Annotated in this window: 23 protein-coding genes; 1 reads left to right on the top strand and 22 read right to left on the bottom strand. The window is 64.1% G+C overall.

Annotated features, from left to right (window positions below):
• Positions 1–70: 70 nt before the first annotated feature.
• From HLH28_RS04645 to HLH28_RS04540, 22 genes are all read right to left on the bottom strand, one after another.
• The gene (locus tag HLH28_RS04645) at positions 71–883 is read right to left on the bottom strand and encodes a copper resistance protein B (RefSeq protein ID WP_182955230.1); all 813 of its coding nucleotides are present in this window, start codon (positions 881–883) and stop codon (positions 71–73) included.
• Entirely contained in the window at positions 880–2,658 is a 1,779-nt protein-coding gene (locus HLH28_RS04640) for a copper resistance system multicopper oxidase (RefSeq protein ID WP_182955227.1), read from the bottom strand. The genes HLH28_RS04645 and HLH28_RS04640 overlap by 4 nt, the downstream gene beginning before the upstream one ends.
• Before the next feature lie 76 nt (positions 2,659–2,734).
• Entirely contained in the window at positions 2,735–3,148 is a 414-nt protein-coding gene (locus HLH28_RS04635) for a hypothetical protein (RefSeq protein ID WP_182955225.1), read from the bottom strand.
• A 197-nt stretch (positions 3,149–3,345) separates the two neighbouring features.
• Positions 3,346–3,636 carry a hypothetical protein gene (locus HLH28_RS04630; protein WP_182955222.1) on the bottom strand — a complete coding sequence of 97 codons (291 nt, stop codon included), beginning with the start codon at positions 3,634–3,636 and terminating at the stop codon, positions 3,346–3,348.
• Positions 3,636–4,283: a cytochrome c oxidase subunit 3 gene (locus HLH28_RS04625; protein WP_182955220.1), complete on the bottom strand. Its 648-nt coding sequence runs from the start codon at positions 4,281–4,283 to the stop codon at positions 3,636–3,638. The genes HLH28_RS04630 and HLH28_RS04625 overlap by 1 nt, the downstream gene beginning before the upstream one ends.
• A complete protein-coding gene (locus HLH28_RS04620) occupies positions 4,276–5,931 on the bottom strand; it encodes a cytochrome c oxidase subunit I (RefSeq protein WP_182955218.1) in 1,656 nt (551 codons plus the stop codon). The genes HLH28_RS04625 and HLH28_RS04620 overlap by 8 nt, the downstream gene beginning before the upstream one ends.
• 5 nt (positions 5,932–5,936) lie before the next feature.
• A complete protein-coding gene (gene coxB / locus HLH28_RS04615; protein ID WP_182955216.1) occupies positions 5,937–6,929 on the bottom strand; it encodes a cytochrome c oxidase subunit II in 993 nt (330 codons plus the stop codon).
• Positions 6,926–7,726, bottom strand: a complete 801-nt coding sequence (locus HLH28_RS04610) for an SCO family protein (RefSeq protein WP_246395677.1) — start codon at positions 7,724–7,726, stop codon at positions 6,926–6,928. Before HLH28_RS04610 ends, coxB begins: the two co-directional genes overlap by 4 nt.
• Complete coding sequence (locus HLH28_RS04605) at positions 7,723–8,088, bottom strand: hypothetical protein (protein ID WP_182955213.1); 366 nt, start codon at positions 8,086–8,088, stop codon at positions 7,723–7,725. The genes HLH28_RS04610 and HLH28_RS04605 overlap by 4 nt, the downstream gene beginning before the upstream one ends.
• Positions 8,081–9,139: a hypothetical protein gene (locus HLH28_RS04600; protein WP_182955211.1), complete on the bottom strand. Its 1,059-nt coding sequence runs from the start codon at positions 9,137–9,139 to the stop codon at positions 8,081–8,083. Before HLH28_RS04600 ends, HLH28_RS04605 begins: the two co-directional genes overlap by 8 nt.
• Positions 9,136–9,651: a c-type cytochrome gene (locus tag HLH28_RS04595; protein ID WP_182955208.1), complete on the bottom strand. Its 516-nt coding sequence runs from the start codon at positions 9,649–9,651 to the stop codon at positions 9,136–9,138. Before HLH28_RS04595 ends, HLH28_RS04600 begins: the two co-directional genes overlap by 4 nt.
• Entirely contained in the window at positions 9,648–10,136 is a 489-nt protein-coding gene (locus HLH28_RS04590; RefSeq protein WP_182955205.1) for a DUF3341 domain-containing protein, read from the bottom strand. Before HLH28_RS04590 ends, HLH28_RS04595 begins: the two co-directional genes overlap by 4 nt.
• The gene (gene nrfD, locus HLH28_RS04585) at positions 10,133–11,479 is read right to left on the bottom strand and encodes an NrfD/PsrC family molybdoenzyme membrane anchor subunit (protein ID WP_182955201.1); all 1,347 of its coding nucleotides are present in this window, start codon (positions 11,477–11,479) and stop codon (positions 10,133–10,135) included. Before nrfD ends, HLH28_RS04590 begins: the two co-directional genes overlap by 4 nt.
• Entirely contained in the window at positions 11,476–14,349 is a 2,874-nt protein-coding gene (locus HLH28_RS04580) for a 4Fe-4S dicluster domain-containing protein (protein WP_182955197.1), read from the bottom strand. Before HLH28_RS04580 ends, nrfD begins: the two co-directional genes overlap by 4 nt.
• Positions 14,337–14,930, bottom strand: coding sequence for a cytochrome c3 family protein (locus tag HLH28_RS04575; RefSeq protein ID WP_338029656.1), 594 nt, complete (start codon positions 14,928–14,930; stop codon positions 14,337–14,339). Before HLH28_RS04575 ends, HLH28_RS04580 begins: the two co-directional genes overlap by 13 nt.
• A 228-nt stretch (positions 14,931–15,158) precedes the next feature.
• On the bottom strand, positions 15,159–16,466 hold the full coding sequence (locus HLH28_RS04570) for an MFS transporter (RefSeq protein ID WP_338029655.1): 1,308 nt from the start codon (positions 16,464–16,466) through the stop codon (positions 15,159–15,161).
• Between the two features lie 221 nt (positions 16,467–16,687).
• Positions 16,688–17,617 carry an electron transfer flavoprotein subunit alpha/FixB family protein gene (locus HLH28_RS04565; RefSeq protein WP_182955189.1) on the bottom strand — a complete coding sequence of 310 codons (930 nt, stop codon included), beginning with the start codon at positions 17,615–17,617 and terminating at the stop codon, positions 16,688–16,690.
• 25 nt (positions 17,618–17,642) lie between these two features.
• Complete coding sequence (locus tag HLH28_RS04560) at positions 17,643–18,392, bottom strand: electron transfer flavoprotein subunit beta/FixA family protein (RefSeq protein WP_182955187.1); 750 nt, start codon at positions 18,390–18,392, stop codon at positions 17,643–17,645.
• A 108-nt stretch (positions 18,393–18,500) separates the two neighbouring features.
• Positions 18,501–19,649, bottom strand: coding sequence for a dihydrodipicolinate synthase family protein (locus HLH28_RS04555; protein ID WP_182955184.1), 1,149 nt, complete (start codon positions 19,647–19,649; stop codon positions 18,501–18,503).
• A gap of 242 nt (positions 19,650–19,891) precedes the next feature.
• On the bottom strand, positions 19,892–21,037 hold the full coding sequence (locus tag HLH28_RS04550; protein ID WP_182955180.1) for an acyl-CoA dehydrogenase family protein: 1,146 nt from the start codon (positions 21,035–21,037) through the stop codon (positions 19,892–19,894).
• A gap of 182 nt (positions 21,038–21,219) precedes the next feature.
• Positions 21,220–22,008 carry an enoyl-CoA hydratase/isomerase family protein gene (locus tag HLH28_RS04545; RefSeq protein ID WP_182955177.1) on the bottom strand — a complete coding sequence of 263 codons (789 nt, stop codon included), beginning with the start codon at positions 22,006–22,008 and terminating at the stop codon, positions 21,220–21,222.
• Positions 22,005–23,594, bottom strand: coding sequence for an acyl CoA:acetate/3-ketoacid CoA transferase (locus HLH28_RS04540; RefSeq protein ID WP_182955174.1), 1,590 nt, complete (start codon positions 23,592–23,594; stop codon positions 22,005–22,007). Before HLH28_RS04540 ends, HLH28_RS04545 begins: the two co-directional genes overlap by 4 nt.
• An 803-nt stretch (positions 23,595–24,397) precedes the next feature.
• Here HLH28_RS04540 and HLH28_RS04535 point away from each other — a divergent pair.
• Positions 24,398–25,177 carry a TetR/AcrR family transcriptional regulator gene (locus tag HLH28_RS04535; RefSeq protein WP_338029654.1) on the top strand — a complete coding sequence of 260 codons (780 nt, stop codon included), beginning with the start codon at positions 24,398–24,400 and terminating at the stop codon, positions 25,175–25,177.
• Positions 25,178–25,237: the final 60 nt, after the last annotated feature.

Raw genomic sequence — 25,237 nt, 5'->3', positions numbered from 1 at the left:
GTGACGACGTGTTGACGGCAACGGGCCACGATCGTGCGGCCCGCGATGATTTCGTTTCGAATCAGGGGGATCAGAACCATGTCCTGATTCCGAATGTGAAATTCACGTCATGGACCCGTTCGCCCCGCGCGCGCGCCATGCTGGCGGCCTGATCGAACGTGCCGCTGTAGGTCACGCCGATATAGGGGGCGAATTTTCGGTGCCATTCATATCGCAGCCGCAGGCCGGTATCGATATCCGACAGACCGCGGCCGGTTCTGCGCGCCCTGTCGGATGCCGAGTAGAGATTCAGTTCGACCTGCGGCTGCAGGATCAGGCGATTGGTCAGCAGGACATCATATGACCCTTGCAAGCGTCCGGCGGCGCCACGGTCGCTGAAATAGGCCGTAGCCTCCAGATCAAAGAAATAGAGCGCCAGTCCCTCGACACCCACCGCCCCCCAGGCCCGCGTGGGCCCGTTGTCGATATCCAGGCGCGTGCCGCCCTGCACATCGAAATACCGGCTGATGGCGCGATCGTAGAGGATTTCGTGATCCCCATCCCCGAACCTGCCGTTCGTGCCGACGGTACCTTCGGATTTCAGCCACAGCTTGTCATAGTCGGTGCCGAACCACGCCTGCCCGTCATAACGGAACTGACCGCCATCGACGCCGTTCCGCGCCTCGAACTCATCCAGCAGCGCATGCAGGTACGTATTGTGGTCCATGACCGGCGGCATGCCGTTGACATAGGCCACCGGCGTGGCGGCCGGCCCCGGCCCCATCCGCATGACCTGCGTGTTCCCGCCCGGATTCATCCCGCCTGACTGCGCATGTCCGGGGACGGGCACCAGGCCGGCCAGCATGGCCGCGAGGACCGCGCCGCCCGCGCACCGCCGGATCATGCCACCACCACCGTGCGGAACATGCCGACTTCCATGTGATAGAGCAGATGGCAATGATACGCCCACAACCCCGGTTCGTCGGCCGTCACCAGATAACTCAGCCGCTCGCCGGGCTTGACGATGATCGTGTGCTTGTAGGGCCGGTACTCGCCTTGCCCGTTTTCCAGTTCGCTCCACAATCCATGCAGGTGGATCGGATGTTCCATCATCGTGTCATTGATCAGGACGAAGCGCACCCGTTCGCCCAAGGTCAGGCGAATCGGCTCCGCCTCCGAGAATTTCCTGCCGTCGAACCCCCAGATGAAGCGTTCCATGTTGCCGGTCAGGTGCAGGATGATCTCACGCGACGGCGGGCGCGGATCCGCGCCCGGGATCGTGGCCCGCAGGTCGGCATAGGTCAGGACGCGGCGGCCGTTATTCTCCAGCCCGGCACCGGGTTCGGCCAGACGGTCGATCGGCATCATGGCGACGCTCTGGACCTCGACGCCCGGCCTCGGCGTCGTTCCAGGCGATGGCAGGGCCGCCGGCATGTCCATGCCGCCCATCGGCATGTCCTTCACGCCCGCCGGTGTCCCTCCTTGCGGATCGGCCGGGGGGGCGGGCCTGTCCATCCCCGCCATCCTGCCGCCCGTCATGCTGCCCATGCCCATGTCCGTCATGGTGCGTAGCGGACGCGGATCCATCGGCGGAACCGGCCCGGTCAGGCCGGGACGCGTGGCCAGCGTGCCGCGCGCATAGCCGGTGCGATCCTCGGCCTGTGCGAAGACGGTGTACGGCCCGTCGGCGGCGGGTTCGACAATCACATCGTAGGTTTCCGCCGGCCCGATGCGGAATTCATCGACCGGCACGGGCTCCACGTCATTCCCGTCGGCCTGCACCACGGTCATCTTCAGGCCGGGAATGCGCACGTCGAACAGCGTCATCGACGATCCGTTGATAAAGCGCAGGCGGACGATTTCGCCCGGACGAAACAGCCCGGTCCAGTTGGCGGCGGGGGACTGGCCGTTGATCAGGTAGGTGTAGATGATGCCCGAGACATCCAGAATGTCGGTCGGCGCCATGTTCATGGCACCCCATTGCAGGCGGTCCCGAATGGTCTCAGCCAGGCCCTGCCTCCGGGCATCGCGAAGGAAGGTGCCCACCGTGCGCTGGCGGAAATTATAATAATCGCTCTGGAACTTGAGGTTGGAGACGATGTCCTCCGGATCGACATCGGTCCAGTCGGACAGCAGCATGACGTATTCGCGGTCGAAGCGCTGCGCGTAGCCATCCTTCGGGTCGATGATCAGGCCGCCATACAGGCCCGTCTGTTCCTGGAACCCCGAATGGCTGTGGTACCAATAGGTGCCGCTCTGATGCAGGCGAAAGCGATAGGTAAAGGTCTCGCCGGGCGCGATGCCACCAAAACTGAGGCCGGGCACGCCATCCATACCGGCAGGCGTGCGAATGCCATGCCAGTGGATCGAACTGGGCTCGCGCAGTCGGTTGGTGACGTTCAGTTCGACCGTATCGCCCTGACGCCAGCGCAGGATCGGCGCGGGCGTGGAACCGTTCACGCCCACCGCACGCATGCGCGCGCCGGTGACATTGACCGGCACCGGACCGATGGCGAGGTCGAAACGGGTACCGGGCGTGGGATCGGGCTGACCCGACGCAGGCGGACAGGCAAAGGCCCTGCCGCCCGAAGCCGCCAGCGCCGCGCCCCACAGGCCCGTCCCGGCAACGAAACGGCGGCGCGTGATCGCGCCCCGTCCCGCAAGGGATCGTGTTGACATTGATTTTGTACCACCAAGCAGAAACGACGGGCCCGGTCATATGCGAATGACCGGCCCCGGGACTGTCAGACCGGAATCAAGCCGTCTGTCTGGGTGGCGGCAGATCGGGCGCAAAGGCTACGCCCGCGACGCGGGCGGCCGGATGCAGACCGAACAGTACCGTCGCGCGGACCGGATTTTGCACGCGGGTCATGAATGGCGGCACAATCCAGTTGGCCATGCAGGCCCCCTGGAGGCAGCAATCGCCAGCCCGATGGCAGGGATGGTGATGGTGGCCATGGCCACCCTGCGACGCGTCCACATGCATATGGGCCATGGCGGATGCCATGGCCATGCCGGACATCGGCGGCATCGGCGCCGGATTCCCCACGGACATTGGCTGCCGAACGGTTCCCGCATGGCCGGACACGGCAAACGGCAATATCAGCCCCACCTGCAACAGCAGGCAGGCCAGAAGCCGTCCCAACCGTGTCGCGCCGATCCTGTGCACGCCTACCCCGTCATCCTGCCGCCCCAATGGGCGAAGCCGGACCGAACATCCACGCAATGACGATCGTCGTCCACCCTTTTCTGGATGCCGCGAACCTGACTTTCTACAGGGTCGGACCGCCCCGCACGGGGTCGCGGGTCCTCGTATGACGTGGGCGGTGCCGGAACCGATCGCACCGATCACCACCGCTGGGGGCCTTATCGCACGGCAGGGGCGTACGGGGCCGTATCGTGGACCGGGACAGTCGTGCGGGTAAAACTGTCCAGGCTGCCCAGCGCCAGCAGGATGGCTAGCCAGAACAGGCCGCCCAGCGCGAAGATGATCGCAAGCGGCGGTGCCCGCAGGATCTGCATGAAACCCAGCACGATGACCAGCACCATCAGGACGGCCAGTACGCAGACAACCGCGCCCAGGCCCGCCCGCGCGGCCACCAGTTCCGCCGCAAGCAGCAACACCAGCATCGTCCAGCACGTCGCGATCCGCGCCATCACGCCCGCCCCAGTAGATAGAGCAGCGGAAACAGCAGCATCCAGACCAGGTCGACGAAGCTCCAGTACAATCCGACGATGTCCACGGGCGTGTTCCACGCGGGGCCGAAGATCCCGTGCCGGGCCTTGCGGCAAATCCACAGGATCAGTCCGATTCCGACCACCATGTGCATGCCATGCAGGAAGGTCGCCAGGAAATAGAAGCTGTAGAACAGTTCGGCCGCCCCGGCATCCGGGCCATGAAGGGCGAAATCCGGCCCGGGAAACAGATGCTCCCTGAATTCCAGCGCCCATTCCACCCCTTTCAGCACCAGGAAGGCCACGCCCAGCGCCGCAGCGCCGAGACCGGCACGGACCACCCTGCGGTTGTCGCCGCGCTTCCCGGCTTCGACGGCCATCGTATAGACCGCGCCGCTCGTGATCAGGATCATGGTGTTGACGCCCCCGATCACGAGGTTCGTGTGCCGCACGCCCTCGGCCCACCCGGCGGAACGGGTGTGCGAATAGATCAGGCAGACCAGGAACAGCCCTCCGAACAGCAGGGCCTCGCTGGCCAGGAACAGCCACATGCCGGCGATCGCGCTTTCATCGCGATGAAGCGGCGTTTCATAGGGGGAATGGTGGTCGAGTACCGGGCTGTCAGGCATGCGGCGCCCCCTCGTCCACCCTGGCGGCATCAGCCCGGCCATCCCGTGCAGCATAATCATACGCGTCGGTGGTCACGACCGGCGTTTCGGCGAAATTCTCGACCGGCGGCGGTGACGCGGTCTGCCATTCCAGGCCGGTCGCGCCCCACGGATTGTCGGGCGCCTGCGCGCCCCGAAACAGCGACCAGGTGAAATAGATCAGCGGCAGCAGATAGGCGACGGCCAGGATGCCGGCCCCGGCCGAAGACAGGACGTTCAGGACCTGGAACTGCGCGGGATAGGTGGCATAGCGGCGGGGCATGCCCTCGTACCCCAGGATGAACTGGGGAAAGAAGGTCAGGTTGAAGCCGAAGAAGATCAGGGCGGCGGCCACGCGTCCCCAGATCTCGGGATACATCCGGCCGGTGATCTTGGGCCACCAGTAATGCAGCCCCCCGAAATAGGCCGACACCATGCCGCCGACCATGATGTAGTGGAAATGGGCCACCACGAAATAGGTCTGCGTCAGGTGCACGTCGCTGGCCAGCGAGGCCAGGAACAGCCCGGTCAGCCCCCCCACGGTGAACAGCCCGATAAATCCCATCGCATACAGCATCGGGGCGTCCAGCCGGATGGACCCGCCATGCATCGTACCCAGCCAGTTGAAGACCTTGATGGCGGACGGGACCGAGACGAAGAAGCTGAACATCGAAAAGACGATGGCGGAATAGAGCGACGTCCCGGCCACGAACATGTGGTGCCCCCAGACGATGAAGCCGATCGCCGCGATCGACACCGACGACCACGCCACGAACCGGTAGCCGAACACCGGCTTGTGGCTGAACGTGCTGACGATCTCGCTAACCACCCCCATGCCGGGCAGGATCATGATGTAGACGGCGGGGTGGGAGTAGAACCAGAACAGCTGCTGGAACAGCAGCGGATCGCCGCCCAGCGTCGGGTCGAACACGCCGACCCGGAACAGATGTTCGAAGGCCAGCAGCAGCAGCGTGATCGCCAGCACCGGCGTCGCCAGGACGAAGATGACGCTGGTGGCATACAGCGCCCACAGCATCAGCGGCAGCCGGTACCAGGTCATCCCCGGCGCGCGCAGCTGATGGATGCTGACGATGAAGTTCACGCCCGTCGCGATCGACGAAAAGCCGTTGAGGAACACGCCCAGCACCACCGGCAGCACCCGGCCCTGGGTATATTCGGACGAGAGCGGGGTATAGAAGGTCCAGCCTGTTTCCAGCCCGCCCCGGAACAGCCCGTAGACCACCAGCAGGCCCGATGCCACGAACAGGTACCAGCTGAGAAGATTGAGGCGCGGAAACGCCAGGTCGCGGGCGCCAAGCATCAGTGGAACAAGGAAATTGCCCAGCGTGACGGGAATCGAGGGCACCAGGAACAGCCAGACCATCACCACGCCATGCATGGTGAACATCCTGTTGTAGGTCGCATCGGACAGGATGGCGCCGGTGGGTTCCAGCAATTGCAGCCGCACCAGTGCCGCCCCGATGCTGCCCAGTACAAAAAACGCCGTGATCGACCCCAGGTACAGCAGGCCGATCCTCTTGTGATCCCGCGTCAGCAGCCACGATCGCAGCGTGCCGTCCTGCCAGAGATAGCTCCGTTGCTGCACAGCGGGGGATGGCGTTCCCGACATCGCGTTCAGTTCCCTGCACCTGCGGCGTTGGACGACGATCCCGCGTCCTGGGGGATGGAAGGCGAAAGGGTCTGCAGATAGGCGACCAGTGCCGCCAGGTCGTCCTCGGCCAGTACGCCGCGAAAGGACGGCATCTCGGTGGCATAGGATGCACCGGACCGGCGGGGTGGATCGACGATGGCATCGTGCAGGAACGCGGCGTCCGCCACCACCGCATGTCCGTCGGCCAGCGTCACCCGGCTGCCGTACAGCCCGACCACCGACGGCGCCCGGCTGGTGTCCGTCGCGTCGGGGGCATAGCGGCTGGAAGCATGGCAGCCGCTGCAGCCGTTGCGGATGAACAGCGCCTCGCCCGTCTGGACCAGGCTGCCGGTGGCCGGCGTGCTGTTCAGCCAGCCGGCATAATCCGCGGCATTCAGGATCGTCAGCATTCCGGTCATGCGCGAATGCGCCAGTCCGCAGAACTGCGTGCAGTAGAACCGGAACGATCCGGTCCGGTCCGCGGTGAACCACAGGCTCTGATACCGTCCGGGCAGCACGTCGTGCTTGATGCGCAGGACCGGGATCGAAAAATCATGGATCACGTCTTCCGACGTCAGCAGCAATTGAACCGGCCGGCCCACCGGCACGTGCAATGCATTGATTTCGCGCTGCCCGCCCGGATACTGAACCTTCCACATCCATTGCTTGCCGGTGACGTAGATCTGGATCGCCCCGGCCGGGGGACGGAAGCCGACGACGTAAAGCTGCGTGGCCCACAGGAACAGGCCGAAGAAGATCGCCAGCGTCGCCGACGTCCACGCGATCTCGAACCCCCAGCTCTTGTGCCTTGCCGCCACATGGTCGGCGACCGTGGTGCGGCCCGCGCGGAAACGCAGCACGTTCAGCAGCATCAGCCCGAACACCAGCCCCAGGACCGCCAGGCTGATGATCACCAGACCCGTCAGCAGGATATCGATCCGCATGGCGTGGGCCGAGGCTTCGGGCAGCCAGGTCATCGCCCCCTCCGCCAATGGGCCATGCCCAGCAGGCTGCCCACCGCCAGCACCGTCATCACCGCGCCCAGCCGCAGCAGCTTCTCGACCGCAAGGGTATATCGGCCGGTCGTGGCATCGTAATGGAAGCACAGCAGCAGCACCGGCGAGGCCGCCACGCTCTGCCCCACCGCGGCATGCGCCAGGGCCTGCCGCACGTCGCCGGGACGGTAGCCGACCCCCAGCACATAGCCCGAGACCACGCCGCCCGGCGTCGCGAAGACCAGCCCCATCGGATGCAGATACTGCTTCAGCGCCGGATCGTACCGCGCATGGAATCCCACCGCGTCGGCCAGCCGGCGGATCGCCCCCGCCTCGCCGACCAGGAAGTGCCACCCCCGTTCGGCGCCCGCCGTCGCATGACGGGCCAGATCGTCCTGCCGGGCCTGCCGGGCCAGTGCGACGGTTTCGGCCGGATCGATGCTGACGACGATCAGCGCGTAGTCGGCGGGCGTCTTCAGCCCGCCCGCCGACAAGGCATGCAGCAGATCCTCGCGTTCCAGCCCGCACAAATTGGGACAGTCGTAATACCCGATCGTCAGGATGGCCGGATGGCCGTCGATGAACGCGCCCAGCGGCAGGGTCCGCCCCGCCGTATCCGTGAAGCGCGCATCCAGCGGCAGGGGCGCCCCGGGGTGCTGGGTGAAGGCCAGGTCCTGCATCGGACCGGCCCGCGCCGGACCTGTGGCCGGCGACGCCAATACCGCCGAAACCGCGAGCGCCGCGACGGCACGGCACCCGATCCTCGTCCCGCGCCTCATCGCCCGGCCGTCCCGGCCGCGGGCCAGCCCGCAATGCCGTCTCGTGCCACCTGGCGGATCGCCTGGTCGATCGGCACATGCGCGATGCCGCCCGCGCGATCCACCCAGCCGAAACTGTTCAACCGCGCCAAGTCCGCCGCCCGGAAGGCCGCCATGTCGGCGGGCGGATCGCTTTGCAATCGGGGTTCGGCCATGCGGGGCAACGGACCGCGCAATTCGCTGTCCAGCGATCGCTGCGGGAACATGAAGTCGGCCAGCACCGCCAGCACCACCACCGCCAGGCCTACCGCCAGGCCACCCACGGCGAGCGGACGCAGGCTGACATCCCGGGGTTCGTGACGGGGGCGGGGATAATCAGGCATGGGCGCCCCCCGGCGTCATATCCCCCGGGGCCATGCCCGCGCGAACCATCGAGCGGATGCCCAACGCCACCCCGGCCGCCGCGAAGACCAGAAGCGACGCCCCTGTCAGCATCACCGACACCGATGCCCGCCCCGGCAGGACCAGCCAGAGATTGCGCATGATTTCCATGACCACCAGCACGCCCGCCGCACCCAGGATGACCGGGCGTTTCGTCTGCAACGGGGCCAGCATCAGCAGAACGAAGGGCAGCAGAAAATGCAGCAGTACGATCCCGGCGGCGACCGCCCCCCACCCGCCATGCAGGCGACGGCCGTACCAGGCGGCCTCGATTGGCAGGTTGGACTGCCAGACGATCAGGAACTGCATGAAATCCAGATAGGCCCACACCACCGTCAGCCCCAGCAGCAGCCGGGCCAGGTCGCGCATCGCCTCCCGGTCGGGCCGCGGGCCACCCTCCAGCAGGGCCAGCAGCAGGCCCAGCGCCAGCGCCAGCAGCCCGGCCCCCGCGGATGCGATCAGCCCATAGGCACTGGAGCTGAAGCGCGGGTCCAGCGATTCCGTCAGGTCGATGGCCGCGAAACTGAAGGTCAGGGCCAGCAGGATCAGCCCCGCCGGCGCGATCCGCGCCAACCCCCGCCCCCGGAGGCACAACGCCCCCAGGCCGCCCCAGACCACCGCATAGACCGCGATCCGCGCTAGCGCGAACGGGGCGTTCAGATAGAACCGGTTGGCATTCCACGCCACATCCCCCGCGTGCAGCCAGGGATAGAGGTCCCCTGCCCCGGCCAGCAGGATCGCCAGTGCCGGCACCCCCAGCGGCAGCGTAGCCACGCCCGCGCGCAGGGCAGGGCGAAGGATTTCGCCCCATCGCCCCCCCGTCAGCGCATGCACCAGGATCAGCGCCATGCTGCCCAGCGGCCAGCCCAGCCAGGCGGCGCATGCGGCCAGCCATGGGCCGTAAACCGCATGGGGCCTCCACACCAGGCCGCCCAGCACGCCCAGCCCGGCCAGCACGGCGACGCCCCATGCCATTCCTTCGGTACGGGTCATGGCGCGGCCCGCTGTTCGGGGGTCAGGTCCGCAAGCATCATGTGCTGGCTGCGCTGCAATGCGCGCACATAGGCGACCACGGCCCAGCGATCGTCCGGCGCGATCCTCTGGGCAAAGCCGTACATAACGCCCCATCCGCCCGTGACGACATCGTACAGGCGTTGCGGGGGGGCGGACATCAGGTCGGCCGTCGCAAGTGGCGGCGGCGCGGGGAAGCCACGCTGCACGATCATGCCGCGCCCGTTGCCCGTCTCGGCATGGCAGGGGGCGCAGAAGACGTGATATTCGGTGTGACCGCGTTCCAGCAGCGCGATCGTCACCGGGGGAATCGGACGGGACGTGTCTCCGGGCTGCCCATACTGCACGACGCCGGACGGGATGTCGGCCGGCGCGGTCTCGCGGCTGGCATAGGGATTCTGCTTGTTCTGCCGGGTCATGTCGTCACAGCCCGCGGCCGGCACCAGCAGCAGTACGGTCCCGATCCAGACGATCGCAGGTGCCGGCCGCATCATTCCGCCACCTCCTCGATCCCGATCGGGGCGTGGCGGGACAGCACGTCACGCGCCCGCGCACCGTCGGCCGGTCGCACGACGAGGACGTAGCCGCCCTGCATCGCCGCGCGCATGCCGGCCGACTCGTCGACCGGATCGTACAGGCGCGGCATCCGGGCCAGGACCAGATATCCGGCGATCCCTGTCACCACCGCGCCCAGCACCGCCAGTTCGAAGGTCGTGGGAATATAGGACGGCCAGGACAGGTCCGGCCGCCCGCCGACATTCTGCGGATAGCTGATTGTCGTGGCATAGGCCTGCATCAGGAAGCCGCCCAGCCCGCCGGCGATCCCGCCGCACAGCATCGCCGCCGGCAGGATGGAACCGCCGGCGGCGTCCTGCGGCTCCATCGCCATGTAGGTCTCGACCGCGCCGGGATCGCTGCGCCGGACGTCGGAGGCGGCCTCCATCATCCCCGCTTCGGTGGCGAAGGTGACGACGATCATCGCATCCCCCGCAACATCGCCCGCATTTCGGCCATCGCGATCACCGGCATCAGCCGCACGATCAGCAGGAAGGCGGTCAGGAACAGGCCGATCGTCCCGAACAACAGGCTCCATTCCCATATCGTGGGGGTGTATTGTCCCCAGGCCGAGGGCAATTGCGTGCGCGCCAGGCTGGTGACGATGATCTGGAACCGTTCCAGCCACATGCCGGTCAGCACGCCCAGGGCGATCAGCCACACCAGCGGCTGCGTCAGCCGCAGCGACTGCCACCACAGCAGTTGCGGGAACACGATATTGAGGACGATGGTCCCCCAATAGACCGGGGCATACAGGCCGAAGGCACGCAGCATGAACATCGTCCGGTCCGCCGCGTCCGGCCCGTAGAACGTGGCGAACGCATCCATGACATAGGCGTAGCCCACGCACAGGCTGCTGGTCAGAAGCAGACGCCCCAGCACGTCGATATGCCGTTCCGTCACATAGGGATGCAGGCCCAGCAGCGACCGCAGCGGCAGGAGGGCCAGCAGCACGACGGCAAAGCCCGACAGGGCCGCGCCGAACACGAAGAATGGCGGAAACTGCGTGGAATGCCAGCCCGTGGCGGCGCTGCCCGCGAAATCCATGCCCACGATGCTGTGCACCGAAACCACCAGCGGCGCCATCAGCGCGGCCATCACGGCATAGACCGACCGGTAATGCTGCCACTGCCGGCCGGATCCGCGAAAACCCAGCGCCAGCACGCCGTAGAACACGCGCCGTCCCTGCCCCCGCGCCCGGTCGCGCAAGGTCGCGAGATCCGGTAGCAGCCCGAAATACCAGAACAGGATCGACGCCAGGACGTAGGTCAGGATCGCGAAGAAATCCCACACCAGCGGGCTGCGGAACTGCGCCCACAGCCCCATGGTGTTCGGGTAGGGGAACAGCCAGTAGAAGAACCACGGCCGCCCCAGATGCAGGATCGGAAAGATCGCGGCACACAGGGCCGCACACAGCGTCAGGCTTTCCGCCAGGCGGTTCAGCGCCGTGCGCCATTCCACCCCCAGCAGGAAGAAGAGCGCGGAGATGAACGTGCCGCCCGAGGCAATGGCGATCCACCAGACGTAATTGAGGATATCCAGCCCCCAGGCCACCGGCCAGTCGATGCCCCAGATCCCCAGGCCGGCATAGAACAGCCACATCACCGCGACCACGCCCAGACCCAGCAGCCCCAGCGACAGCCCGAAGGCCAGCCACCACCACACCGGCGTCCACGCGGGCGCGCCCTCGCGCAGCGCCACCGCACAGATCCGCTCGGTCAGCGACTGGGCGGTTTCATCCGGTGCGATGACGGGCAGGCTGGTCACAGCGCGATCGCCGGATTGCGGTTGCGGATGCGGCCCTCATACGTCACGCGCGGATGCGTGCCCTGTTCGGGCAGCGCGACATAGGTCAGCGGACTCACCTTGCGATGGCTGACGGCGGCATCGGGGTCGTTGATGTCGCCGAATGTGATGGCCTGCGTGGGACAGGCGGCCTGGCAGGCCGTCACCACCTGTTCCGGCACGCCGTCCCGGTCGGCCGCGATGCGCGCCTGCGCGATCCGCTGGACGCAGAAGGTGCATTTCTCCATCACGCCGCGCGCGCGGACCGAAACGTCCGGATTGCGGCTGATCGGCGGCCGGCGTTCCTGTTCGGCGAAGGCGAAGTAATTGAATCGCCTGACCTTGTAAGGACAATTGTTGGAACAGAATTTCGTGCCGACGCATCGGTTGTAGACCATCACGTTCAGGCCCTCCGAATCATGCATCGTGGCACCGACCGGACAGACCGTTTCGCAAGGCGCCTGTTCGCAATGCATGCAGAGCATCGGCTGGAAGAACGTGTCCGGGGCGTCCTGCGTTCCTTCATAGGTCCTGTCGATCCGCAGCCAATGCATCTCGCGCTGGCGCAGCACCTCGGAACGCCCCACCACCGGCACGTTGTTCTCCGCCTGGCAGGCGGTCATGCACGCGTTGCAGCCGATGCAGGCATTCAGGTCGATGCTCATCCCCCAGGCCACCGGGGCGTCCGGCTTACGCCGGTACAAGGCGGCGGCCGGTACGGGTTCGTCCTGTCGCGCGTTTCCAAGAAAGGCCGGATCGCGCCGGAACTGCGCCAGCGTGCCATGGCGCACGATGTCGGACGGCGCATCGGCGATCACGGTGGCATGGTGTTCGGTGCAGGCGACGACCCCGGCGCGGCCGGTGGCCACCATGCGCACCAGGGCGGACTCGTCACGTAACGGGTACAGATCCGTGCCGACCGCGTTTCCGGTCTCGCCGGCATGCCGCCGGCCGGATCCCAGGAACCCCACGATACAGCCCGGCGCCTGCCCGGGCTGCACCCAGACAGGCAGTTCGACGCGGCGCGCCCCGACCATCAGGGCTACAGTATCCCCGTTCCGCAGGCCCCGGGCCTGCGCCAGGTCCGGCGGTATCAGCAGCGGATTGCCCCATACCGTCTTGCTCAACGGCCGTGGAAGTTCCTGCAACCAGGGGTTGTTCGCCTCGCGTCCATCCCACAGGTGCGGATCGGGACGCAGCAGCAGGGTCAGGTCGGCCGATCCGCCGGACGTGTGGCGAACCGGAACGAACGGTCCGCCAGGCGGCACGATCGCCGCATCGATGCGCGCAGCGGCGGTGGCCGGCACGACGCCGGCCGCCAGGGCGGCGCGCCAGTCGCGTTCTGGTCCCAGCCGGTCCCGCCACGTCGCGCGCACCTGGTCGCGCGCGGACCGGACGGCCTCTCCGGCACAGGCCCGCAGCAGGGTCACGGCGCTCACCCCGCCATAGAGCGGCATGGCCTGGGGCTGCAGGATCGTCGCCGTGCCGTCATCGGCGCGGGCATCGCCCCATTCCTCGAACCCATGGGCCAGCGGGATATGCCACCGGGCGGCCATTGCCGTTTCGTGCGGCCGGTCCGCCAGGGCGACGCTGAGCGGCACGCGGCGCAGCGCCTCGGCAAAACGCGGTACCTGATAGACCGGATTGACGTCCAGGATCAGAAGCGCCCGAACCCGCCCGTTTTCCATGTCGTCCATCAGGTCCGACAGGGACGATTGCGTTGACGCAGGGCCATATTCGGGCGGTTCGAAGACGCCGAATGCCTGTCCTCGGCCGCCCAGCGCCTCGTTCATCGCATGGATGGCGGCATGGCTCTCCGGCCCATGATCGGGGCCGAGATGGATCAGCGCCCGGCCGGGATGCGCACGCAGGTCGGCCACGACCGCCTCCAGCCATGGCGGACCGCCGGACGGCGCCTCGTTACGCAGGATGCGCGCGCCCAGTCGCCCGATGATCTCGTCACACCCGGCCGGAGTGGCGATGAAACGATGATCCGCGGCAATCCCGGTCAGGCTGGGCGTCGGTTCCACCGCATACAGGCGGTTCATCGGCCCGCGCACGGGATTGCGGCGCGCGGCGAAGGCCCGGGCATGCCGCAGATGGCCGGGCGCGCTGTCCAGCATGTCGCTGTCCACGGCCAGCATGACGTCCACTTGCCGCAGGTCCGGGATCACCATCGCGGGAAGGCCATAGGCCAGGGCCGCGCCCTGCCGCACCGCATCCCGTCCGATGGCGTCCCATTGATGCCACACGGCGCCGGGATGTGCCGCCAGCACCGCATCGATCGCCGCCCCCAGGGTCGGCGAGCCCACCGTTCCGGTCAGGATGCGCAGGCCCGGCGTCCCCGACGCCGCCCCTTGCGCGCGCAGGGCCTGCAAGGCGGTCGTCACCTCCTGCCACGAGGCGGGCATGCCGTCCTGCAGCGGCCCGCTGGCCCGGTCGGGATCATAGAAATCCTGGATGGCGGCCTGGGCGAAGATATCGGTGGCCCCCAGGCTGGCCGGATGCGCGGGATTGCCCTCCACCTTGATGGGCCGCCCCATCTGGTGGGTGACGAGAATGCCGTGGGCATATCCGTCCCGGACATGAGCACTGGCATAGATGTTGGGCACACCGGGAATCACCCCCGGTGCCGCCCGGACCGCCGATACGAAACCGCGATCCGGCGTTCCGGGATCGCATCCGGCCAGCCCGCCGCCGGCCAACGCCAGCGCCAGCAATTTCAACGTCCTGCGCCGGTCCAGAGGATGGGACAGCGCCTGTTCCAGGACGGGAAAACGCCGGATCCATTCCTGCGCATCATCCGGCACATGGCCAGCCGGATCATCCGGCAACCTGTCTAACGGTGGCATATCGAGCACTCCGTCAGATTGCGGCCACCGATATGATACGCGCGCATCAGGTCGGCAGGATGCGGCGTCGCGCCGTCCGGATGCCAGTCCATGTCATAGACGTTCGCCAGCGGCCGCAAGTTCGGTCCCGGGTCGCGATGGCAGTCCAGGCAGAACTGCATCGTCAGTGTCCTCGCTTTGTACGTCAGGGGCATGCGCGCCACGTTTCCGTGGCAGTTCTCGCAGCCCACGCCTTTGGATACATGGATGCTGTGATTGAAATAGACGTAATCCGGCAGGTCCGTCACACGCGCCCAGACGATCGGCCTGTTATCCGCCAGGCTGTTCCGGACCTCCGCCAGAAGGGCGGCGTTGGTCCAGATCTGGGAATGACACGTCATGCACGTGAAGGTTGGCGGCAGGCTGGCCTGCGCGCTGTGCTCCACGCTGCTGTGGCAGAACCGACAATCGATGCCCAGTCCCGCAACATGATGCTGGTGGCTGAAGGGTACCGGCTGCTGGATCGCCCAGCCGACATGCCGGACATAATCCGACCGCGGCCATGCAAACCACCAGAGGCATCCGCCGACAATAACGCCCACGGCCCCGATTATCGTTACGGTGACAATGACATTGGCACGTGGACTGAATACCGCCGCCATCGACCGTGTTCCACCCGCATCGTTTCCCCCTCGAACGCAGGCGGGGCGGAAAACGATCCCATCACGTCGGTGTGAGCACAGGGCCACGACACGCGGCACAGTTGCACGAATGGAAAACGCCGTTCGGATCGACCGAAGATTATCGCACGGCCTTGCCGCCGCTTCCGATCACTCGGTTCTCCACTGCCGCAGATCTTTCGGCAACGGAGGCTCCGATCCATGACGTGCGTCGGTCCCGCGTTGTGACGGACGGCCTGCCCCCATAAGCTGCATGACAAGCCATGCAACGAGATAAGCGCCCCCACATAACACGAAAAGAAGATGATAGCCTGCCTCGACCATCCCGCGCGCCTTGTAATGATCCAGTAGCACGCCGACAAGCAACGGAAACAGCAAGCCCCCGAGCGAGCCCGCCATGCCACCGATACCGGTGACGGATCCGACCATCTGGCGCGGGAAATTGTCCGTTGCGGTGGTCAACAGATTCGCCGACCACCCTTGGTGCGCGGCGGCGGCGAGGCTCAATGCCGCCACCATCACCCAGATGCTGGACGATCCGGCGACGAAGGCAAGCGGCAGCACCAGCAACGCCATGGCCAGCATGGTGGCCTGACGCGCCGCCTGAACCCGCCATCCCCGCGAAACCAGCAGCGAGGACAGGTACCCACCCGAGACGCTGCCGACAGACGTCGCAAGATAGACGATCATCAAAGGTAAACCGAGCCGTTTGAAATTCAATCCGAACCGATCCACGAAATAGGACGGAAGCCAGAACAGCATGAACCACCAGACCGGGTCCGTCAGAAACTTGCCGATCAACAGGATCCAGGTCCGCCTGACAGCGAGCAGACCGATCCATGATATGGTTTCCTCCCGTACGTCATCGCTGTCATCCTGGCTCATGAACAGCCGGCCGCGCGCGTCGAGACCGTAATCGGCCGGCGACCGGTAAAGAACCTGCCAGGCCAGGAGCCATACCAGGCCGGTCAGCGCGGTGATCAGAAAGGCCGGACGCCAGCCGTAGGTCACGGCAAGCCATGGAACGACAGCCGGGGCCGCGATCGCGCCGGTGCTTGTGCCCGCCGTCAGAATTCCAACGGCCAACGCTCGTTCCCGCTTGGGAAACCATTCCGACACGGCCTTGAGGGCGGCCGGAAAATTGCCCGATTCACCGACGCCGAGCAGCACGCGGACCGCACCAAATCCGAGGGTAGACCCCACCATTGCATGGGCCGCGGATGCCACGCTCCAGAGGGCCATGCAGAGCGCATAGCCCAGCTTGGTCCCCAGCCGGTCGATGGCGCGGCCGGCAAAGATAATTCCTCCAGCGTACGATGCCTGGAAAATGACCACAAGATACCCGTAATCCTTTTCGGTCCAGCCGAACTCCTTTTCAAGGAGAGGTTTCAGGAGCCCCAGCACCTGACGATCGAGGTAATTGATCGTCGTGGCGAGAAAAAGCAGGGCGCAGATCACCCATCTATAATTACGCCCCATGACGGGCCTCCGGTCGATCGTTATTATTATATATTATTTGGACCACCGAACTTTTATCGAACCACCATGATGGCATCGGGAATACACAGCAGAGAAATCGAGCACCCCGGCACCCACATCCCACTGCAATGACGTCCTATTCCGTATCGCGTCCTCCGGCAGTTCGTTGACGAACGATTTCGCAGCCCCTGTTCACTGCGTCAAAGCGCTTTCCGGAGTTCGGGAAGAATCTCGAAGATATCGCCGACGAGCCCGTAATCGGCAATGTGAAAAATCGGCGCATCCTCATCCTTGTTGATTGCTACGATAATCTTGCTGTCCTTCATCCCCGCGACATGCTGGATGGCGCCCGAGATGCCGCAGGCGATGTAGAGATCCGGCGCGACCACCTTGCCGGTCTGGCCCACCTGCCAATCATTCGGCGCATAGCCCGCATCCACTGCCGCACGGCTTGCGCCGATCGCGGCACCCAGCTTGTCGGCTACCGGAACGATGAATTCCTGGAATTTTTGTGCCGAGCCGAGCGCGCGGCCACCCGCGACAATGGTTTTCGCCGAAGTGAGTTTCGGCCGATCCGACGAAGACAATTCGTCTGCAAGATGTCGCGACAATCCTGGGCCCGGTATGGCCGCAAGTGTCTGCACCTCGGCCGAACCTTCCTCGGTCGCCGACGCAAAGGATGCCGTGCGCACGGTGATCACCTTTTTGGATTCATCGCTCTGTACTGTCTGGAACGCGTTGCCGGCATAGATCGGACGCCTGAAAATATTTGGCGCAATCACCGCAACGATATCCGAGATCTGCGCGACATCAAGCAACGCCGCCACCCGCGGCGCCACGCTCTTCCCGACCGACGTCGCCGCGACGACAATCGTATCATACATCGGCGCCAGCGACACGATCAGGGCAGACAGCGGCTCGGCCAGCTTGTGGCCCAGATCGTCGCCGTCGACGAGCAGCACCTTCGAGACGCCTGTCAACCGCGCAGCCGCATCCGCCACCTGTTCGACGCCCGACCCTGCGACCAGCACATGGACGTCTCCACCGATCTGGCGCGCCGCCGACAATGCCTTGGCGGTCTGATCGGAAAGGACGGTATTGTCGTGATCCGCCAGAAGTAGAATGGTCATTCCGATATCTCCCTCTTCCCTGACGCTAGATCAGGCCAGCATGGGTCTTCAGTTTCTCGACAAGTTCAGCGACAGATTTCACCTTGATACCCGCCTTGCGTACCTCCGGCTCCTCGGTCTTCAGCACCTTCAGGCGCGGCGTGGTGTCGACGCCGAAATCCGCCGGTGTCTTTCTTTCCAGGGGCTTCTTCTTCGCCTTCATGATGTTCGGCAGCGACGCGTAGCGCGGCGAATTCAGGCGCAGGTCCGTCGTCACCACCGCAGGCAAAGTGACCCCGATCACCTGCAGGCCGCCATCGACCTCGCGCGTCACGATCGCCGCGCCTTCGGCGATTTCCAGCTTCGAGGCGAAAGTGGCCTGCGGCCAGCCCAGAAGCGCCGACAGCATCTGCCCCGTCTGGTTGGAATCGTCGTCGATCGCCTGCTTGCCGGCGATAATCAGGCCAGGCCGTTCCGCTTCCGCGACGCCCTTGAGAATTTTGGCAACTGCCAGAGGCTCGGTCTTGTCCTCCGTTTCAACCAGGATCGCCCGATCCGCGCCCATGGCCAATGCCGTCCGCAGTACGTCCTCCACCTTGGCGGGGCCGATTGACACCACGATGACTTCCGAGGCGACTCCCGCCTCCTTCAGCCGAAGCGCCTCCTCCACCGAAATCTCGTCGAACGGATTCATCGACATCTTCACATTGGCAACATCGACACCGGAACCGTCCGATTTGACACGGATCTTGACGTTATGATCAACAACGCGTTTGACAGGAACAAGAACCTTCATCGTTGATATTCCATTTTCCAGGACGCCCCAGGCGTCAGAAAGGCAATCGGCGTCGCGCCTGGCACGAGGTCGAAGGGGTCTGGAGACACATCGCGCATCTGCGCCCCCTCACACCCCATAGAGCCGAAGAAGGGACTTCATGCGTGCGACGGCCAGATCACCGTCACAAAGCAGGCCGCAGCCATCCGCCAGACGGAACACATCACAGAAATAGGGCAGCGGGCGCATCGCCTGATGACCGTTCAGCATGATGAAATGATCCTGGAAACCGTTGAGCCAGGACATGAACACCACGCCGGTCTTGTAATATTGCGTCGGTGCACGGAAAATCGCGCGTGCCAGCGGCACGGTCGGATCGAGGATGTCGTGGAAGCCACGTCTGTCGCCTTCGGCAAGGCAGGTCAAGGCAGCGGCGGCGGCTGGCGCCAACGGGTCGAAGATGCCCAGAAGAGCGTGGGAGAAACCGGCCTCGTCACCGTCGATCAGCTCGGGATAATTGAAATCGTCGCCCGTGTACATCTTCACGCCCAGCGGCAGGCGGCGCCGCATGCGGATCTCCTTCTCCTTGTCCAGAAGGGAGATTTTTATGCCTTCGATTTTGTCCTTGTTTTCCTCGATGATATCCAGACAGGTCCTCATCGCGCTCTCAAATACATCGCTTCCCCAATAGCCGCTCAGCGCCTGGTCGAACATGTCGCCCAGCCAATGGAGAATGACCGGCCTGTCGCACGCCGATAGTGCGGCGCGATAGATCGCGATGTAATCGTCCGGTCCGCTCGCCACCCGGACAAGAGCTCGGCTCGCCATCAGGATGATCCTGCCGCCAAGCGCCTGGATTGCCGCGATCTGATCGCAATAGGCACGCCGCACATCGTCAAGCGACCGTACTTCATGGAGGTCGAGATGGTCCGTGCCCGCCCCGCTGAAGACGAGCGCGTCCGGAAGCTCCTCGCGCGTCCGACGAATGAGTTCCAGCGCGCCGGCCCAATCCAGGCCCATGCCGCGCTGGGCCGTATCCATTGCCTCGGCGATACCCAGACCGAGATCGGCCAGATGATGCCTGAAAGCCATGGTCGCCTTCCAGTCCACCGCCGGCGGTCCCCCTGGATCGCGCGAGGTGAACGGATCGGCGACGACGTGAGCGGCCGAAAAGACGCTCCGATTAAAGCCGTGGGAAGGACAGGTCGCGTGGAGCGGCGTTCCCTTGAGACTGTAATCGACCAGACGCCCCTGCTGGTCCGGAAGGGAAATTTTCATCACTGGCCCCCTTTAAGATCGCGAAAGAAGAAGGCAGGCATTCGCAGACAGGACCTGGTCCGTCACAGGAGGAAGCTTTCCCGTTGCCAGTGTGCGGACAATTCCTCTGATGTCCTCCGGCCGGCCAAGGCGCGGAAAGCGCGCAAGCCCCTCATCGGCCGTCCGATCCGGCACGCACGTGACAGCGAGCCGGATGCCCCCGTGCGCCCCGATCACAAGGGCCATCTGTCGAACGTGCCCTTTCATCCGCGCGCACCCTGCTTGATGAGCTGGCGGGCAACGATCATGCGCTGAATCTGGTTGGTGCCTTCGTAAATCTGGGTGATCTTGGCATCCCGGTAGAGCCGCTCGACCTCGAAGCCGCGGATATAGCCGCTGCCGCCGAATACCTGCACGGCGTCCGCGGTTCGTGCCACCGCCATGTCACTGGCGAACCATTTGGCCATAGAGCACGCTTTCGTGGCTTCGTCGCCCCGGTCGATCTTCATGGCGGCGCTGCGGACCAGAAGACGCGCCGCCTCGACGTCCCGCGCCATCTCCGCCAGAAGCCACTGCACACCTTGGAACTCGACGATGGCGTTACCGAACTGCCTGCGCTGCTGGGCATAATCCAGCGCGGCCTCCAGGCCTGCCTGTCCGATCCCCACCGCAAGCGAGGCGATGCCGACCCTGCCCTTGTCGAGCACGCTCATCATCATATGAAAACCACGCCCTTCCTCACCCAGCAGCGCATCCGCCGGAAGCACGACATCGGTGAAGGTCAAGGCGCCGACCTGACTCGCCCGCTGACCCATCTTGTGTTCTTTCGGACCCCGCTCGACGCCTTTCTGGTTCAGGTCAACGATGAAGATGCTCATGCCGCGGTGACCGGCATTTTTGTCCGTCCGCGCCAGGACAAACCCGACATCGGCGACGGGCGCATTGTGAATCCAGATCTTGCCGCCATTCAGCTTCCAGCCGGTCCCGTTCCGCTCGGCAAATGTCCGCAGGCCGGACAGGTCGCTGCCGGCCTCCGGTTCGGTCAGGCAGTAAGCGACCCGGGTTTCGGCCGTCATGATCGTCGACAGAAACCGCGTGCGCTGCTCCTGCGTGCCATGACGCACCAGCAGCGTCGTGATCAATTCGACGAGGCCGCACTGGTCGGCGACCGAGGCATAGCCCCGCGACAATTCCTCCATCACGACGGAATAGGCGAGCGTATCCAGGCCCGGCCCCCCCATTTCCTCCGGCACGCCGATACCGAAGAGGCCGAGCGCGCCCATTTCCTTGTAGATTTCGGCGGGAAAGCGCTCCTGCTCGTCGAGTTCCACCGCGACCGGTCGGATCACCTCGTCGGCGAACTGCCGTGCCGTCTCGCGGACCTGCTCATGGATATCACTGAGAAACATGATTCCCTCAATATGTATGTATCTAGTTAGATACTAAATTTGGTTGGAGCGTTCGTTGTCAAGAACATGGCTATAATCGACAGGTTCCACGAACTCCCCGCCCGGACAGCGAAAACCGGTCCTATCCGCCTGCCGTCATATCCGCTGCCCTTTCGGAAAAGGTTCCCATCCCGGCTTGTGTGTCAGGCCCCTTTGAACGTCGGCTTTCGCTTGCCGCGAAAGGCGGCAACCCCCTCGGCCAGGTCTGCGGTGAATGCAGCACACATGCCCGCGGCGATTTCGGGAACGCGCTCGCACTCTTCGCCTTCGGCGGCGTTGATGAGCATCTTCACAAGTTCCGTCGCCACCGGTGCACGTGATCGAACAGCCGCGCCCAACTCATGTGCCTTTGCAATCCCCGCGCCTGTCTCGACGACAATATCGGCGATCCCCGCGGTCAATGCCTGCTCCGCATCGAGGATTTCGCCGAACAATGCCATCCTCCGGACCACGGACGCCCCGAACCGGCGTACGGCACGTTGCGTCCCCGACCATCCCGGTATGACGCCCAACCCCGTCTCGGGAAAACCGACACGGGCGTGCCTCTCCATGACGCGAAGATCGGCGACGGCTGCGAGCTCCAGTCCTCCGCCGAAGGCGTGGCCGTTCAGCACCGCAATCAGCGGTTGGCGAAGGCGCGCCAGCGCGTCGAAGGCATCGTGACCTTGTCGAATCCAGCTACGCCCGAATGCGACGGCCGAAAGTTCGCTCCAGGCGGCAATGTCGCCACCCGAGCAGAAGGCCTTTTCTCCGGAACCGACCAGAATGGCGACGCGCACCTCCGGGTTGCCTTCTATCTCGCGGCATGCGGCGGCGAGATCCCGTATCGCCACGTCGTCGAGCGCGTTAAGCTTATTCGGCCGATCAATGCGTATCACGACCGTCTCATCTTCAAATGAGAGATGAATGCGTCGATCCTCGGGGGCAGTCATGATGCAACCCTCTTTTCTTTGCACGCTGAGGATACTTCCGGATAAAACAGATCTTCATCCATGATCCGCAGATCCGGCGAAACATGCAGGGGTGTTTCCGCCTGTTCCAGGACATCTTTCCGCAGGTCGATCCCCGGCGCGATTTCCGTCACCACCAGGCCGGCAGGCGTCAGCTTCATGACACAGCGTTCGGTGACGTAAGTCACGTCCTGCCCCTGCTCGACAGCGCGCCGGCCCGAAAAGGAAACCTGCTCTACCTGGTCGACGATCTTGGCGATCCGCCCTTCCCGCTCGATGATCAGTTTTCCGTCCGCTATGCTGAACTTCGCGCCGGCATTGAAATATCCGGAAAAGATGATCTTGCGCGCGCGGGAGGTGATGTCCACAAATCCACCCGCGCCGGCGGTCACATGCGGCCGGGCGGAAAGTTTCGAAACATTGACCGAACCGTTCCTGTCAATCTGCAAAAATGACAGAAGCGAGGCATCGAAGCCCGCCGCCTGGAAATAGGCGAACTGATGCGGCGATGCGACAATCGCTTCCGCGTTCGCTGAACAGCCGAATTTGAAGTCGAGAAGAGGAACTCCCCCCACCGCGCCCTGCTCGATAACCCAGGTCACCTCGCCATGCCGCCCTTCCTCCAGCAGGATACGCGGCACGTTCGCAGAAATGCCGAAACCGATATTGACGGCCCAGCCGGCCTGGAGTTCCCGGGCGACGCGTCGCGCCATGATCTTGGCGACCCCGAACTCGGGAATCTCGAAACTGTCCAGCGGGCGGAAGATTTCACCGGAAATCGCCGGATCGTAGGGCGTCGCCGTCGTCTGGAACTGCTCCGGCGCCTCGACGATGTAGTCGACGAGCATGCCGGGCACACGCACGTCATGGGGACGCAGCGTTCCCGCCTGTGCAATGCTCTGGACCTGCGCGATCACGATCCCCCCGCTATTGTGGCCGGCCAACGCAAGTTCCATGGCGCCCAGATAGGCGCCCTCATGCTCGAATGTCAGGTTGCCCCGTTCGTCGGCGGCGCTGGCGCGAATGATGGCGACATCGGGTCGGATGGACGGAAAATAAAGCCACTCCTCACCCGCGAACTCCACCTTCCTGACGAGAGGCTTCTCGCGCGCCGCGGCATTCATCGCGCAGCCTTCCTGGGCCGGATCCACGAACGTATCAAGCCCGACCTTGGTGAGCACGCCGGGACGCATCGCAGCACCTTCCCGCAAGATATCGAACACGATGCCGCTTGGAACATTATAGGCCGAGATTTCGTTTCGGCCGAGCATTTGCCAGATTAGCGGGGGTTCGGCGGAAGATGGCCCCGATGGATAGGAGCCGCCGATGATGGTTGAAATCAGTCCCGCTTGCGCCAGGTGATCGACCCCTTTTGTCCCGAACATGTCTCCGGCGGCAATGGGATGGATCATCGTCAATCCGCGCGGGGATCCCTCCTCCCTGAAGCGTGCACCAAGTGCGGCCAGGACCGCATCCGGACAGCACAGGCCACTCGACGAATTGACCGCGACGATCGCACCATTTTTTATGAATGCGACGGCATCGGAAGCGCTTCTGATTTTCGACATCAATTTCCTCCCATCCGTATTCGTAACTGTCCAGATCATTCATTTAGGCTTCGATCCATGTAATGGCGGATGACAACGCGCTCTGTGCCAACACCACCCGTCATAAGGCGGGCCGATACTGCGAAATCTTCCGCCACATCCCAACGGCCCCATGTCTCATGATGCCGGCATGTCGAATCCCCTCGCCAACGGCGCCGGTTAACCAGGCCGGCGAAGCCGATCGGGAGATTGATAAAGGGATAGCGATCGCGTTTTCCGGCTTCCCGGAAAAGGACGTGCCTATCCGGATTGTCTCCGAAGCCATCTGCCGGAGCGCCTGTCGATATCGTCCCCCCGTGGACGGGGCCTGCCGAAATCGCGGGGCCGTGAGGGGCATGTCTGGGCGGGATTGATATTATTCATTATTTTTTCCTTCGAGTCCCCTGCGGGACTCTGTTCCCAATCCGCATATTAAGTAACTGGACGGTTATTTCAAGCACTCAAATTGCCCTGTCCGCTCCGGCGGGCCGCACATCCATGGGAGCGACGAAAAAGCCGCTTTTGGCTGCTTCCCCTATGTCTACGCCTTCCCGGGAAGCCTTACGGCCATGTTTAAGCCCCTGAAAGACCGCAGTTGATGCCTCCGTATGTCAGTTCGTCATCTGCCGATGGCGTACCTCCATCGCGCATCATTTCACCAGCAATTGATACCAAGACGAAAATCCGCCCGCCGCGCCCGCGGCAGGGAGCACGGCGAATCCGGGCGACACATGATCGCGAGGTAAGTATCTTGTTACTGCATTATCACTAGGTTAGAGAATGAGGTGCTGCACATTCAGCTGGTGGTGGAACACAAACCTCGGGCCGATCTGGGTCGATGTTTAGACTACGGAGCAACCATGCCCAGGATACCGACCTCCGACAGCAGCGCTGTCACAGCGAAGAAGACGAAGACCGCTGCCAAAGTCCAGCCCGTTCGCGTACGCGATGCTGAAGCAACGCAGAAACGCATATTGGCGGCAGCGAAGAAGGAGTTCGCAAAAAATGGCCTGGGAGGCGCGCGGGTCGACATTATCGCAGAGCAGGCGAAATCCAACAAGCGCATGATTTACCATTATTTCGAAAACAAAGAGGCTCTCTTCAAAAGAGTTCTTGAAGATGCCTATGTTGATATTCGTACAGCGGAGCAGGAACTGGAGCTTGGTCACCTCAATCCAAAAACTGCACTCGAAACGCTAATTCGCTTTACCTGGAATTACTATTTAGCCAACCCTGCCTTTCTCACCTTGGTGAATAGCGAAAACCTGCACAAGGCCAAGCATCTGAAGAAATCCGATATAATTCCGGTTATCAGCAGAAGCCTTGTCAGTATGCTGGAAACGATTTTGCGACGCGGTGAAGAGCAAGGCATTTTTCGACAGGGCGTTGACGCCGTTCAGCTTAATATTACGATTGCAGCTATTGGCTATTACTACCTGACAAACCGGTTCACGGGCTCCATCATTTTCGAGTGCGACCTGATGGCGCCGGACAAGCTTCAGGAGCGTCTCGATTTCAATATCGAGACAATCCTGCGCGTGGTCTGCAAGCAGAATGATTCCTGATGGAATATTTCCGCGCGGCTTGCCCGACATGGGCAAAATTGCCCAGAAGAGACTGACCAG

Origin of the sequence: Gluconacetobacter tumulisoli (assembly GCF_014174155.1) — a bacterium.
Classification (GTDB): domain Bacteria; phylum Pseudomonadota; class Alphaproteobacteria; order Acetobacterales; family Acetobacteraceae; genus Gluconacetobacter; species Gluconacetobacter tumulisoli.
Note: the sequence above shows the minus strand (reverse complement) of the source record. Positions and strands in the feature narration are given on the sequence as shown.

What these genes read in the sequence shown, in the direction of transcription:
- HLH28_RS04595 (WP_182955208.1), bottom strand. Translation starts at nt 9,651, where the DNA reads ATGATGCGGCCGGCACCTGCGATCGTCTGGATCGGGACCGTACTGCTG.
- HLH28_RS04620 (WP_182955218.1), bottom strand. Translation starts at nt 5,931, where the DNA reads ATGTCGGGAACGCCATCCCCCGCTGTGCAGCAACGGAGCTATCTCTGG.
- HLH28_RS04555 (WP_182955184.1), bottom strand. Translation starts at nt 19,649, where the DNA reads ATGAAAATTTCCCTTCCGGACCAGCAGGGGCGTCTGGTCGATTACAGT.
- HLH28_RS04645 (WP_182955230.1), bottom strand. Translation starts at nt 883, where the DNA reads ATGATCCGGCGGTGCGCGGGCGGCGCGGTCCTCGCGGCCATGCTGGCC.
- HLH28_RS04640 (WP_182955227.1), bottom strand. Translation starts at nt 2,658, where the DNA reads ATGTCAACACGATCCCTTGCGGGACGGGGCGCGATCACGCGCCGCCGT.
- HLH28_RS04605 (WP_182955213.1), bottom strand. Translation starts at nt 8,088, where the DNA reads ATGCCTGATTATCCCCGCCCCCGTCACGAACCCCGGGATGTCAGCCTG.
- HLH28_RS04590 (WP_182955205.1), bottom strand. Translation starts at nt 10,136, where the DNA reads ATGATCGTCGTCACCTTCGCCACCGAAGCGGGGATGATGGAGGCCGCC.
- HLH28_RS04630 (WP_182955222.1), bottom strand. Translation starts at nt 3,636, where the DNA reads ATGGCGCGGATCGCGACGTGCTGGACGATGCTGGTGTTGCTGCTTGCG.
- HLH28_RS04625 (WP_182955220.1), bottom strand. Translation starts at nt 4,283, where the DNA reads ATGCCTGACAGCCCGGTACTCGACCACCATTCCCCCTATGAAACGCCG.
- HLH28_RS04545 (WP_182955177.1), bottom strand. Translation starts at nt 22,008, where the DNA reads ATGACTGCCCCCGAGGATCGACGCATTCATCTCTCATTTGAAGATGAG.
- coxB (WP_182955216.1), bottom strand. Translation starts at nt 6,929, where the DNA reads ATGACCTGGCTGCCCGAAGCCTCGGCCCACGCCATGCGGATCGATATC.
- HLH28_RS04580 (WP_182955197.1), bottom strand. Translation starts at nt 14,349, where the DNA reads ATGCCACCGTTAGACAGGTTGCCGGATGATCCGGCTGGCCATGTGCCG.
- HLH28_RS04550 (WP_182955180.1), bottom strand. Translation starts at nt 21,037, where the DNA reads ATGTTTCTCAGTGATATCCATGAGCAGGTCCGCGAGACGGCACGGCAG.
- HLH28_RS04610 (WP_246395677.1), bottom strand. Translation starts at nt 7,726, where the DNA reads ATGAGGCGCGGGACGAGGATCGGGTGCCGTGCCGTCGCGGCGCTCGCG.
- HLH28_RS04565 (WP_182955189.1), bottom strand. Translation starts at nt 17,617, where the DNA reads ATGACCATTCTACTTCTGGCGGATCACGACAATACCGTCCTTTCCGAT.
- HLH28_RS04540 (WP_182955174.1), bottom strand. Translation starts at nt 23,594, where the DNA reads ATGTCGAAAATCAGAAGCGCTTCCGATGCCGTCGCATTCATAAAAAAT.
- HLH28_RS04600 (WP_182955211.1), bottom strand. Translation starts at nt 9,139, where the DNA reads ATGACCCGTACCGAAGGAATGGCATGGGGCGTCGCCGTGCTGGCCGGG.
- HLH28_RS04560 (WP_182955187.1), bottom strand. Translation starts at nt 18,392, where the DNA reads ATGAAGGTTCTTGTTCCTGTCAAACGCGTTGTTGATCATAACGTCAAG.